Source organism: Microbacterium wangchenii (assembly GCF_004564355.1).
Lineage (GTDB): Bacteria > Actinomycetota > Actinomycetes > Actinomycetales > Microbacteriaceae > Microbacterium > Microbacterium wangchenii.
This window is the reverse complement of sequence record NZ_CP038266.1, coordinates 515,924-528,186: the sequence shown is the minus strand read 5'-3', so window position 1 is coordinate 528,186 and position 12,263 is coordinate 515,924. Positions and strand designations below refer to the sequence as shown.

The 12,263-nt window shown below is 72.4% G+C and carries 13 protein-coding genes; 5 read left to right on the top strand and 8 right to left on the bottom strand.

Annotated elements, in window-relative coordinates; all coding sequences use genetic code 11:
• Positions 1 to 143: 143 nt before the first annotated feature.
• The 3 genes from E4K62_RS02560 to E4K62_RS02550 form a co-directional block, all read right to left on the bottom strand.
• Positions 144 to 1,103: an ABC transporter permease gene (locus E4K62_RS02560; RefSeq protein ID WP_135063273.1), complete on the bottom strand. Its 960-nt coding sequence runs from the start codon at positions 1,101 to 1,103 to the stop codon at positions 144 to 146.
• On the bottom strand, positions 1,100 to 2,104 hold the full coding sequence (locus E4K62_RS02555) for an ABC transporter permease (RefSeq protein ID WP_135063271.1): 1,005 nt from the start codon (positions 2,102 to 2,104) through the stop codon (positions 1,100 to 1,102). The genes E4K62_RS02560 and E4K62_RS02555 overlap by 4 nt, the downstream gene beginning before the upstream one ends.
• A 79-nt stretch (positions 2,105 to 2,183) precedes the next feature.
• Complete coding sequence (locus E4K62_RS02550; protein WP_135063269.1) at positions 2,184 to 3,854, bottom strand: ABC transporter substrate-binding protein; 1,671 nt, start codon at positions 3,852 to 3,854, stop codon at positions 2,184 to 2,186.
• A 184-nt stretch (positions 3,855 to 4,038) separates the two neighbouring features.
• Between E4K62_RS02550 and E4K62_RS02545 the strand changes: the two genes are divergently transcribed.
• From E4K62_RS02545 to E4K62_RS02525, 5 genes are all read left to right on the top strand, one after another.
• Positions 4,039 to 4,905 (top strand): spermidine synthase, encoded by an 867-nt coding sequence (locus tag E4K62_RS02545; RefSeq protein WP_135063267.1) that lies wholly within the window; start codon positions 4,039 to 4,041, stop codon positions 4,903 to 4,905.
• 97 nt (positions 4,906 to 5,002) lie between these two features.
• The gene (locus E4K62_RS02540) at positions 5,003 to 5,530 is read left to right on the top strand and encodes a tetratricopeptide repeat protein (RefSeq protein ID WP_135063265.1); all 528 of its coding nucleotides are present in this window, start codon (positions 5,003 to 5,005) and stop codon (positions 5,528 to 5,530) included.
• A 31-nt stretch (positions 5,531 to 5,561) separates the two neighbouring features.
• Positions 5,562 to 6,050, top strand: a complete 489-nt coding sequence (locus E4K62_RS02535) for a SprT-like domain-containing protein (RefSeq protein WP_135063263.1) — start codon at positions 5,562 to 5,564, stop codon at positions 6,048 to 6,050.
• A 64-nt stretch (positions 6,051 to 6,114) separates the two neighbouring features.
• Positions 6,115 to 6,633: a hypothetical protein gene (locus E4K62_RS02530; RefSeq protein WP_135063261.1), complete on the top strand. Its 519-nt coding sequence runs from the start codon at positions 6,115 to 6,117 to the stop codon at positions 6,631 to 6,633.
• Positions 6,630 to 7,136 (top strand): GNAT family N-acetyltransferase, encoded by a 507-nt coding sequence (locus E4K62_RS02525; RefSeq protein ID WP_135063259.1) that lies wholly within the window; start codon positions 6,630 to 6,632, stop codon positions 7,134 to 7,136. Before E4K62_RS02530 ends, E4K62_RS02525 begins: the two co-directional genes overlap by 4 nt.
• 7 nt (positions 7,137 to 7,143) lie before the next feature.
• Here the strand turns inward: E4K62_RS02525 and E4K62_RS02520 are convergent, their stop codons facing one another.
• From E4K62_RS02520 to E4K62_RS02500, 5 genes are all read right to left on the bottom strand, one after another.
• On the bottom strand, positions 7,144 to 8,598 hold the full coding sequence (locus tag E4K62_RS02520; protein WP_240742792.1) for an ABC transporter permease: 1,455 nt from the start codon (positions 8,596 to 8,598) through the stop codon (positions 7,144 to 7,146).
• The gene (locus E4K62_RS02515; RefSeq protein WP_135063257.1) at positions 8,595 to 9,362 is read right to left on the bottom strand and encodes an ABC transporter ATP-binding protein; all 768 of its coding nucleotides are present in this window, start codon (positions 9,360 to 9,362) and stop codon (positions 8,595 to 8,597) included. The genes E4K62_RS02520 and E4K62_RS02515 overlap by 4 nt, the downstream gene beginning before the upstream one ends.
• A gap of 81 nt (positions 9,363 to 9,443) precedes the next feature.
• Entirely contained in the window at positions 9,444 to 10,088 is a 645-nt protein-coding gene (locus E4K62_RS02510; protein ID WP_135063255.1) for a response regulator, read from the bottom strand.
• Complete coding sequence (locus E4K62_RS02505; RefSeq protein ID WP_135063253.1) at positions 10,085 to 11,239, bottom strand: sensor histidine kinase; 1,155 nt, start codon at positions 11,237 to 11,239, stop codon at positions 10,085 to 10,087. Before E4K62_RS02505 ends, E4K62_RS02510 begins: the two co-directional genes overlap by 4 nt.
• A 114-nt stretch (positions 11,240 to 11,353) precedes the next feature.
• Complete coding sequence (locus E4K62_RS02500) at positions 11,354 to 12,238, bottom strand: hypothetical protein (protein ID WP_135063251.1); 885 nt, start codon at positions 12,236 to 12,238, stop codon at positions 11,354 to 11,356.
• Positions 12,239 to 12,263: the final 25 nt, after the last annotated feature.

Sequence of the window (12,263 nt, the reverse complement as noted above, 5' to 3'; positions counted from 1 at the left end):
CCCCGGCGCCCGGCCCTACCCGGATTCGCGAGACTGCAGCCCACCGGCGAGACAGCGACATAATGTCGAGGTCTCGCCGGTGGCGTGCGGTCTCGCGGATGGGGCCGGGGCGGGTCGGGCCGGTCGGGCCGGGGCGCCGGGGGTCAGCGGGCGCGGGTGCGGGGGTCCATCGCTTCGCGGAGGGATTCGCCCAGGAGCGTGAAGCCCAGGGCCGTCACGGCGATGCAGATGCCGGGGAGGAACGCCAGCCACGGGGCGATCGCGAGCTCGGACTGGGCGTAGGTGAGCATGCGGCCCCACTCGGCCGTCTGCGGCAGCCCGCCGCCCAGGCCCAGGAACGACAGCGCGGCGGCGTCGATGACGGCCGTCGCGAGGGTGAGCGTCCCCTGCACGATGACGGGCCCGAGGCTGTTGGGCAGCACGTGGCTCATCGTGATCGACCGGCGCGAGAGGCCGAGCGTCTGCGCCGACAGCACGTAGTCGGCGCCGCGCTGCTGCAGCATCGACGCGCGCAGCAGGCGCGCGAACACCGGCACCTGGGATGCTCCGATCGCGATCATGATCGCGAGCTGGCTCTGCCCCAGGATCGCCGCGATCGACACCGCCAGCAGCAGGTTCGGCACCGACAGGAGGATGTCGACGAAGCGCATGACGAGGTTGTCGACCCACCCGCCGAAGGTCCCCGCGATCAGGCCCAGCAGCATCCCGCCGAGCAGGCCGAACGCCGTGGAGATGATGCCGATCTGCAGCGACGCCTGCGCGCCCCAGATGAGCTTGGACAGCACGTCGCCGCCGAAGCGGTCCAGGCCCAGCGGGAACTGCGGGAGCTCGCCGGGGCCCGGGATGTCGGTGGGCGTGATGTAGCGCTGGCCGGGGAGGGACTCGGCCGGATACGGCGCGAGCAGGGGTGCCAGCAGCGCGACGAGGAGGAACAGCGCGACGATGACGGCGCCGATCCACGCGGTCGGGTTGCGCCGCAGGCGCCGGAACACGTCGCGCCAGAAGCCGCCGCGGGTCTTCGCCCCGAGGAGGGCGGTGTCGACGATCGCGTTGTCGTCGACCGGCCCGCCGCTGGGGGCCGGGGGCAGGATGCTGGAGCTCACTGCACTCTCACTCTCGGATCGATCACGCTGTACGACACATCCACGAGCAGGTTGATGAGGGCGTACAGGATCGCGATGAAGATGATGAATCCCTGGAGCACCGGGAAGTCGCGCGTGAAGATGGCGCGCGCGAGGAACTGCCCGATGCCGGGGAAGGCGAACACCGTCTCGGTGAGCACCGCCCCGGAGATGAGGAGCCCGGCCTGCAGGCCCACGGTGGTGACCACCGGCAGCATGGCGTTGCGCAGGATGAAGCGGTTGCGCAGCGTCGACTGGCCGATGCCCTTGGCCCGGCCGGTGCGCACGTAGTCGGCGTTCTGCACGTCCAGCACCGAGGCGCGCGTGATGCGGACGATGATCGCGAGCGGGATCGTCCCCAGCGCGAGCGCCGGCAGCACGAGGTGCAGGAGCGCATCCCACGCCGCGTCGAACTCGCCCGTGATCAGGCCGTCCAGGACGTACAGGTTCGTGTAGTGCGTCGCGTCGATGCGCGGGTTCTGCCGCCCGTCGGAGGGGAGCCAGCCCAGCTGCACCGCGAAGACGTACTTGAGGATGAAGGCGAGGAAGAACACCGGGATCGTGATGCCGACGAGGCTCAGCACGACGGCGATGTGATCCCACGCCTTGCCGTGCTTGCGGGCGGCCCAGTATCCCAGCGGGATGCCGATGCCCACGGCGATGATGAGCGCCGCGATGGAGAGCTCCAGGGTCGCCGGGAAACGGCGGAAGAACTCCTCCAGCACGGGCCGGCCGGTCTGGATGGACGAACCGAAGTCGCCGGTGAGGAGGCGCCCGAGCCACGTGAAGTACTGCACGTACAGCGGCTCGTTGAAGCCGTACAGCTCGTTGATGCGCTCGACGGCCTCCGGTGTCGCGCGCTCACCCAGGAGCGCGACGGCCGGGCCGCCGGGAAGCGCGCGGACCCACAGGAACAGCAGGACGGACAACCCGAAGAGGGTGGGGATGAGCAGGAGCAGACGCCTGCCGATGGTGCGTAGCACGGGGACTCCGGAGTCGGGGAGGGCACGGATGCAGCGACCCGGGCGCCGCGAAGAGGCCCGGGTCGCTGCGTCCGCTACGTCACTCGGACAGTTCGATCATGTTGTAGACCTCGTCCTGCACGGGGCTGGCGGGGTACGACACGACACGCTCGGCGAACGCGAGGGTGGGCACCGGGCTTGCCAGCGGCACGCCGGGCAGGAACTGCGCGATCTGCTCGTTGACGTCCTGGTAGGCCGGCTCCTGCTCGTCCACGCTCGCCAGTCCGCGCGCCTCCGTGAGGGCGGCGAACAGCTCCGGGTTGTCGAAGCCCCACTCGCTCGAGGGCGCACCGAAGAAGGTGCCCACGAAGTTGTCGGGGTCGTTGTAGTCGCCCGTCCACCCGAGGAGGTGGATGCCGTGGTCCGAGCCGCCCTGGATGAGGTCGAGGTACTCGGCCCACTCGTTGGAGACGGGGTTGAGCACGATGCCCACCGCCTCCAGCTGCGACTGCAGGTTCGTGAAGATCTGCTCCGGGTTGGGCATGTACGGGCGGGAGATGTTGACCGGGTAGTTGAAGGTCAGCGTCAGCGGGCTCGCCTCGCTGAACCCGGCCTCGGCCAGCAGCGTCTCGGCCGCTTCGGGGTCGTACTCGTACGTCGTGACGTCGTCGTTGAAGCCGATCACGCTGTCGGGCATGAACTGCTCGGCGATCTCGGTGCCCTCCGGCAGCACCTGGCTGACCAGCTGCTCCTTGTCGATGGCGTGGGCGATCGCCTGGCGGACGCGGATGTCCGACAGCGCGGGGTCGGCGGAGTTCATGCCGAGGTACAGGACGTTGAACGGATCGCGGTTGACCAGCGTGAAGCCGGCGTCCTCCAGCGCGCCGAGGTCTGCGGGGGCGACGAGGTCGTAGCCGTCGATCGATCCCGACTCCAGTGCCTGGCGGCGGGCGGTGGTGTCGCCGATCACGCGGAAGATGACCTCTTCGACCTGGCCCTGCTCGCCCCAGTAGTCCTCGTATGCCGTGACGGTGGTCTCCGAGCCCGGCTCCCACGAGTCGAACATGAAGGGGCCGGTGCCGGTGGGATGCGCCGTGGCGTACTCGCTGAGCGTGGGCGCCTCGGAGGTGCCCCCGACGTCGTCGGCGTTGTACTCCTCCAGCGCAGCCGGGCTCTGCATCGCGAACGCCGGCAGCGAGAGGGCCGCGATGAAGCCGGCGAACGGCTGCGACAGGTTGACCGTGACCTCGGTGTCGCCGACGACCTCGCAGCTGTCGTAGATGGAGGTGCCGGTGTCGGCGTAGCCGCGCATGATCTTGCCCCAGTAGTACGAGAGGCTCTCGCTCTGCGCGATCCCGGTGAAGTTGTTCTGGCGGTCGAAGTTGAAGCACACCGCATCCGCGGTGAACTCCGTGCCGTCGTGGAAGGTCACGCCCTCCTTGAGCTGGAAGGTGTAGGACAGTCCGTCCTCGGACTGCTCCCAGCTCTCGGCCAGCAGCGGCGCGGGGTCGGCCGTGCCCGGCTCGACGCCGACGAGGCCTTCGAAGATCTGGCGGGAGATGCGGAACGACTCGCCGTCGCTCGCGAACGCGGGGTCCAGGCTCGAGGGGTCTCCGGATGCGCCGAAGACGAACGTGGAATCGACATCGCCGGAGGCGGTCTCTTCCCCGCCGCCGCCGTCACGCTGACTGGAGCAGGCGGAGAGGGCGAGCGCCCCGATCGCGACCGCAGCCGCGCCGGTGAGCAGGCGTCGTCTCATCGTGTGTGCCATGTGGTGTGCACCTTCCATGTGGGGAATGGCGGACCGATCGCGAGGTACGTCTGCGTGCCCCGCAGGCTCGGTTGTGCCGATCTACCGACCGTACCCGTCCAGGGCCCTTCGACCCATGGCCGGTGTGTATCGATCTTGTTTCGACCACGACGCCCCGCCGCGTGGCCCCGGCTAGCGTGGGGGGATGGCCCGTGCCCGCGTCGAACCAGCCGAGATCGCTTCGGCGCGCCTGTCGGACGGGACGATCGCCCGCGTGGTGCCCTCCCCGTACACGACCGGCTACGAGCTCGTCGTCGACGGGACGCCGCAGTCGCACGTCGACCTCGACGACCCCACGCACCTGCACTTCGAGTACGTCGCCCGCATGGGCGCGGTCATCGACCGGCTGCGGCTGCCCGGGCAGCCGCTGACCGCCGTGCACCTGGGCGCCGGCGCGCTGACCCTCGCGCGCTACGTCGAGGCGACGCGCCCAGGGTCGCGGCAGCAGGTGATCGAGCTCGAGCAGCCTCTCGTCGAGCTCGTGCGCTCGACGCTGCCGCTGCCGCGGGGAGCGTCGATCCGCGTGCGCATCGGAGACGCGCGCGCCGGCCTCGCGCGCCTGCCGCAGGGCATGGTGGGCGCGGTCGACCTGCTCGTGAGCGACGTGTTCGCGGGGGCGCAGACGCCGGCGCACCTCACCACGACGGAGTTCTACCGCGAGGCGGCGCGCCTCCTCTCCCCCGACGGCGTGCTGCTGGTCAACGTCGCCGACGGGGCGGGACTCGCGTACGCCCGCCGCCAGGTGGCGACGGTGCGGGCCGTGCTCCCGGATGTGGCGGTGCTCGCCGAGGTGCAGGTGCTCAAGGGCCGGCGTTTCGGCAACCTCGTGATCGCGGCATCCCCCGCCCCCCTGCCGGTGGAGTGGCTGCCGCGCCTGATGGCGGCGGGCCCCCACCCGGCGAAGGTGGCCCACGGGGCCGAGCTCGACGAGTTCGCCCGTGCCGCCCGGCCCGCCACCGACGCCGACGCGACCCCCTCCCCCAAGCCCACGTCGTCGCTGTTCGAGCGCTGACCCCGGCGTGCCTTCCGCCGCCCGGCGGCGCGCTGGCACAGACTGGATCCAGCGCGCCGGGAGGCGCGCACGACGTAAGTCGCGAAGGGAGACGACGATGAGCTACATCCGCGGATACGACCCGGACACGCTCCGTGAGATCGTCGACCTGCGCGAGTGCCAGGAGCGTCTGGATGAGATCGGCCCGCAGCGGAGCCTCCCGGCTCTGCTCGAGCGCGTATGGCTGCTGAAGGTGCTGGGGCGTCTGGACGAGGCCCTGGTCATCTCCGAGCAGTCGGTGCGCGTGGCCCGCATGGCCGGTACGCGCAAGGATCTCCTGCGCGCCCGCATCCTGCACGCGACCGTCCTCCAGGCCCGCGGAGCGCTGCCGGCGGCGATGCAGGAGCTCACCACGTGCGCCGAAGAGGCCGAGGGCGCCGAGTGGTCGGGCATCGCCGCATTCGCACTCCAGCACCGCGGCAAGGTGTCGTACGACGCCGGCGACTACGACGAGGCGCGCACCGACTTCAAGCGCGCCCTGTTCCTGCGTCAGGACGCCGGCGCGGCCGACGAGCAGCTCGAATCCACGCTGCTGGCCATCGACGCGGCCGACCGCCGTCGCTCGCGCACCTCGGTCGCCAGCTGACTGTCGGCGGCCTGCTCTACGCTCGTCGGTCATGTCGGATCTGCAGCGGGTGCGCACGTGGGCGGAGGCACTGATCTCCCTCCACCTGGATGCGACGTGGTCGTTCGGCTTCGACAACGCCAAGCGGCGCGCGGGCCTGTGCGACTACACGCGGCGGCGCATCAGCGTGTCGCGCTACCTCGCCGCCCGCTACGACGACGACACGAACCACCAGACCCTGCTGCACGAGGTGGCGCACGCCGTCGCCGGCCCGGCCGCCGGCCACGGACCGCAGTGGAAGCGCGTGGCCCGCGACCTCGGCTACACCGGCGGCACGACCCACTCGGGCGAGACGGCGACCGAACTGGCGCCGTGGGTGGGGGTGTGCCCGGCGGGGCACGTGGCCTACCGGCATCGCCGCGCGACGCGTCCGACCTCGTGCGCCAAGTGCGCCCCGCAGTTCGATCCGCGCAACGCCTTCACGTGGTCGCGCCGGGAGATCACCCCCGCGACCAAGCTGGCCGCTCAGACCCCCCGGTGACCCGCGCCGCACGCCAAGGCGGCGGCGCGCTCGCGAAACGGCCGCGCCCGAGCAAGGATGAGGCATGCGCATCCTGCTGAAGCTCGTGATCGACTGCGACGCCGATGCGGCCTGGCGCGCGCTGCACTCGCCGCGGGCGGTCGCCGAGCTGTACGGACCCCTCCTGGCCATGCAGCCCCTCGCGACGCCCCCCACCGCGTGGGAGGCCGGCAGCGACCTGCCCGTGCAGCTCTCCCTCGCCGGCGCGGTGCCGATGGGCCGCCAGCTGATCTCCGTGAGCGAGCGCACGACCTCCGATGCGCACGGCCCCGTGCGGGTGTTCCGCGACAGCGGCATCCCGTTGACGGGCCCGCTGTCGAGCCTGGACGTGTGGGATCACCAGATGGCGGTCTCCCCCGCACCGGGCGACCCGGCCCGCACCCTGTGGCGCGACCGCCTCGTGATCGGCGGTCCGACCGCCCCGCTGCTGTGGCCCGTGCTGTGGTCGGCGTGGCAGTGGCGCGCCGCCCGCATCCGCGCGCTGGCCCCCACGTGGGCGCACGACCCCGAGACGCTCGCCGACCCACCCGGGGAGGGCGGATGACGGCGGCGATCGTCCGCCCGGCACGCCCCGGCGACGAGGGCGGCGTCGCGCGCGTGCACGTGCAGTCCTGGCGCGAGGCGTACACCGGCCGCATTCCCGCGTCGCTCCTGGACCGCATGGACGTCGCCCGCTACACCGAGCGGTGGGGCGAGATCCTCGGGGGCCGCCACGCGCCGGGCGAGCCGACGGGGCGGTCGTGGGTGGCAGTGCTGGATGACGAGATCATCGGGTTCTCCACGTCGGGGCCGTGCCGCGACCCCGACCGCCGGCTGGAGGATCTCGAGCTGTACGCGATCTATCTGCGCGCCGCGCACTACGGCTCGGGCACCGGATCGGCCCTGCTGGAGGCGGCTCTCGGCGACCGCCCCGCGACGCTGTGGGTGCTCGAGGACAATCCGCGCGCGCAGGCCTTCTACGCCAAGCACGGCTTCGCCTTCGACGGTGCGCTGCGCCAGGACGCCCGGTGGGGCGAGGTCCTGCACGAGGTGCGGATGGCGCGCTGAGGCCGGGCTACTCCGCGAGCGCCTGCACGGGGGTGACGCGCGTGGCGAGCCGCGTGGGCACGACCGCGGCCACGATCGTGAGCAGCGCGGTGGCGCCGACGACCACGAGCATCGGCACGAGCGGGATCGACGGCCACACGAACGTGGGCGATGACCACGCCGGCGGCATCGCGATCGAGCCGAGGAGCGACTGCGCACCGGCCCAGCCGTACAGGATCCCCAGCACGAGACCCGTCGCCAGCGCCGCGACGGTGATGTGCGCGGCCTCCCGCAGCACCATCCCGCGCACCTGACCGCTGGAGACGCCCAGCGCGCGCAGCAGACCCAGTTCGCGCCGGCGCTGGACGACGCCGATCGTGAGGAGGTTCACCAGGCCCACCGCGGCGATGACGGCACTGACGCCCACGAGGACCATCATGACCGCCGAGAACGTGTCGATGAGGGCTTCGAACTCCGGCTCCAGTGTCCCGCCGCCGGAGATGCGGATCATGGTCTTGACCGACTCCAGCGCGACGGCGAACATCACCACGAGCGTCACGCCCATGACGACGCCGATGGCCATGCGCGAAGAGCGCTCGGGGTAGCGGAGGGCGTTCTCGGCGGCGAGCCGGGCGGTCGCCGACCGCCCGAACGCGCGGCCCACCAGCCGCAGCACGGGGGGCATCACGAGCGTCGCACCCAGCGCGAGTCCCGTGAAGGACAGGATGCCGCCGAAGAACGCCAGGACCACGCCCAGCGGGGAGACGAGCCCGGCGAGGATGCCGAGCACGAGGAGCGCGGCACCGGTCAGCAGCAGCGCGAGCGCCGTGCGGTTGCGGCCCGTCCGCTGCGCGACGGCCTCGTGCGAGGCCTCGACCGCGCCGCCCAGCGCCTGCAGGGGCGTGACCGTCAGCACGCGGCGCGACCCGGCCCACGCCGCCGCCCACGTCGTGAGCGTGACGGCCACCGCCGGCGCCACCAGCGCCGGCTGGATGATGCCGTCGTCCACCTCGCCGGGGAGCCCCAGCAGGTCGACGGCGAGCGCGGCGCCCGCGAGCGACAGCACGGTGCCCACGAGCAGGCCCGCGAACGCACCGAGAGCGCCGACCCCGAGCCCCTGCCGCGCGATCTCCGCCCGCTGCGAGCGCGCCGAGGCGCCGATGAGGCGCAGCAGGGCGATGCGGCGCGTCCGCCCGGCCACGACGGTGGCGAACGTGTTGGCCGTCACGATCGCCGCGACGTACACCGCGACGCCGAGGAGGAGAACGGCGAGGATGAGGACCACGACCTCGAGCGTCCCGCTCCCGGCGAGATACGGGTCGGCGCGCAGCACCGCGCCGAGGAACGTCGTGGTGGCCAGGAGGACGACCCCGAACGCGCTGGAGAGGGCGGCGACGAGGATGCTGGCACCCATGCCGCGTTCGCGCAGCCACGCGATGCGCCCCCGGGCGGGCATCCGCAGCTCCTCCGTGACCGCGCTCATGCCTGCACGCCCGCGTCGGCGGCGAGCATGTGCGCGGAGATCTGCTCGGCGGTCTGCGGCGGCTTGTCGGCGACGATCCGGCCGTCGCCGAGGAACAGGACGCGGTCGGCGTAGGAGGCGGCGACGGGGTCGTGCGTGACCATGGCGATCGACTGACCGTGCGTGCGGCTCGCGGCCGCGAGCAGTTGGAGCACCTCGCGCCCGGAGCGCGAGTCGAGGTTGCCGGTGGGCTCGTCGGCGAAGACGAGGTCGGGTGCGGTCGCCAGGGCCCGCGCGATCGCGACGCGCTGCTGCTGCCCGCCGGAGAGCTCGTGGGGGCGGTGGTGCAGGCGAGGCGTCAATCCGAGGGTCTCGATGAGGCCGTCGATGCGGGCCCGCTCCAGCGCGGTGGGGCGCCGGCCGTCGAGGTCGAACGGCAGCAGGATGTTGCCGATCGCGTCGAGGGTGGGCACGAGGTTGAACGCCTGGAAGACGAATCCGACCCGCCGGCGGCGCAGGATCGTCAGCTCCAGATCGCCGAGCCCGGTGATCTCGGTGTCGCCGATCCACGCGCGGCCGGAGGTCGGGGCATCCAGGCCCGCCATGACGTGCATGAGGGTCGACTTGCCCGAACCCGAGGGGCCCATGATCGCGGTGAACTGCCCGCGCCGGATTCCCACCGAGACGCCGTCGAGGGCGCGGACGGCGCTCTCCCCGTCGCCGAAGGTCTTGGTGAGGTGCTGCACCCGGGCTGCCAGGCCCAGGTCGGTCGATGTGATCTCCATGCCCTCGAGGCTATGAACGGCGCGGTCCCCGCCGCGTCGGCCGTCGGGCTCATCCGCCTACATCCAGAGGATGACGTCCGCTCAGTTGAGGCCGTGGTCGTACGCAAACACGACCAGCTGCACGCGGTCGCGGAGCGCCAGCTTCGTGAGGATGCGGCTGATGTGCGTCTTGACGGTGGCCTCGGAGAGGAATTCGCGCGCGGCGATCTCGGCGTTGCTGAGCCCTCGCGCGGCGAGCGCGAACACCTCGCGCTCCCGGTCGGTGAGGGTCTGGAACGACGCCGGCACGGGCCTCGTCTCGGGACCGGCGGCGGCGAACAGCTCGCGCGTGGCCGCGGCGGCGATGACGGCGGAGCCGGCGTGCACCGTGCGGATGGCGGCGAGGAGGAATTCGGGGTCGGCGTCCTTGAGGAGGAAGCCGCTCGCCCCCTGCCGGATGGCGCGGGCGGCCGCCTCGTCCAGGTCGAACGTCGTCAGCATGACCACGCGGGGCGGGTCGGGACGCGCCAGCAGCTCGGCGGTGGCGGCCAGGCCGTCCATCACCGGCATGCGGATGTCCATCAGCACGACATCCGGCTGCGTCCGGGCGATGACGGCGAGCGCCTCCTTGCCGTCGCCGGCCTCGCCCACGACCGAGAGGTCGGGCTGGGAGTCCACCACCATGCGGATGCCGGCGCGGAACAGTGCCTGGTCGTCCACCAGGACGACGCGGATGGGATCGGTCATGCCGCCTCTTCGATCGGGAGCCGTGCGGTCACGGCGAAATGGCCGCCGTCGGGCCGGGCTTCCAGCATCCCACCGGCCAGCTGTGCGCGTTCGCGCATGCCGATGAGCCCGTGCCCGCCGGCCGGGGGCGGAGCGGGGACGGGCGGCAGCGGATTGCGCACGGTCAGGTCCACGTGATCGGGGTGCCACGCCAGGTGCACCGATACCCGCCCCTTCGCCCCGTGGCGCAGGGCGTTGGTGAGGGCCTCCTGCAGGATGCGGTACACCGCCAGCTGCACCGCGGCGGACGGTTCGCTCAGCGGTGCCGGGTCGACGTCGACCGTGAGGTCGACGCCGGATGCCCGCACCTGCGCGTACAGCCCCTCCACGTCGGCGAGCGTGGGCTGGGGACCCTCGCCCTGGCTGTGCCGCAACTGCGTGAGCAGGAGGCGCACGTCCGAGAGCGCAGCCCTGGCCGTGGTGGAGATCGTGCCCAGCGCGGTGGCGGCTGCGGCCGGGTCGGATGCCGCGGCGTAGCGGGCACCGTCGGCCTGGGCGATGACGACCGCGAGCGAATGGGCCACGACGTCGTGCATGTCGCGCGCGATGCGCACGCGCTCCTGCTCGGCGACCGCGCCGGCCTCCGCGACCACGCGCGCCCGCCGCGCCTCGCGCGCCGCGAGGGCCGTGCGCACGAGTGCTCCCGTGACCCACGCGAGCAGCAGCGCGAACGTCGCGGCGATGAGCACGGCGATGCCCACCGTGAGCAGGTCGGGGTTGGCCCAGCCGGGGAGGACGGCGTACACGTACACCGCGATCGTGAGTGCGCCCGCGAACGCCGACGCGAAGCCCAGCCAGTACACCAGGCGGCTGCCGTAGGCGGCGGTGGCGTAGAGCACGGCGAAGATCGCGACGTTGGTGGGAGACGGGCTGAGCAGGGCCACCATCTGCACGATCGCGCTCAGCCACGCCAGGGCCAGGGCGAGCCCCGGCGAGAGGCGACGGAACAGCAGCGCCAGCGTGAGCAGCGCCGTAGCACCGACGCCGGCCAGCAGCTGCGCGTTGCTGACCATGCTCAGCAGCGATACGTCCACCAGCAGCGCGAACAGCCCGAACACCGCCGCCACGACGACGTCGACGGTGATCTGGTAGCGGCGCAGGGGACGGAACATCGTCTCCGAGGCTACGCGGAGCCGTCAGCCCTCGGCATCCGCCTGCGGATGTATCCGCCGCCCGCGCCGAGCGCCCGCAGACGGTCGTGTGTCTGCGGGCGCCCGGGTGCGGGGTCAGATGCGGGCGAGCACCGCGACGATCGCGGATACCCCGACCACGAGGTCGATGACGATGCACGCCTCCGCGTACCAGCGCCACGTGACGATGTCGGCGCGGTGCAGCGCGACATCCCACCCGGCGTGCAGGATCCAGCCCACGCCGATGAGGAGGCCGGCTGCGACGGGCGGGACGTTGAGGGCGGCGACGGCCAGTGCCGCGTATGCCAGGGCGCCGGCGATGTGGAGGGCGAGGATCCGGCGATCCCCGAACTGACGGCGGATTCCGCCGATCACGAGGTACTCCGCGCCCAGCAGGACGAGGACCCACGCAGGCGAGACCCCCGGGTGCAGGAACTCGCCGAACGTGAGCAGGAGCGCCAGCACCGTCGGCCACCGGCGCGCGACGCGCTCCACCCCGCGACGCACGGTCGAGGGGCTGACGGAGCGAAGGGGGCGGGCAGCGATGCCGAAATGCGCGGGCATGCTGCTGACGACGACCACGAGCGCCACGGCGGCCAGCACGTGACCGGCCAGGACGGCGGATGCCGCGTCCCACAGCCCGAGCCCGAACGGCACGAGGGGAGCGGCGAAACCGAGGGCGATCGCCCCCGCCACCGCGAGGACGGCCGGTGTCGAGCGGCCGCGGTGGACGAGCCACAGCACCGTGCCCACGAGCACGTCCACGGTCATGACGAGGGCGATGCCGGCGGGGTGGGCCATCAGGGGGAAGAGCCCGAAGGCGCCGATCACCGCGCCCGTGACCTGATCCACGAGCATCATGGACAGGGTCGAGACGAGGATCAGCTCGCCGACGGCGAGGAGCCAGCGGCCGGCGGAGGCGGTCGCGGACGGGCCCGTGAGGGACGAGCGGGGCGGCGTGAGGGTGGATGTGGTGTTCATGCGCCCAGCCTCGGGCGACCCGGTG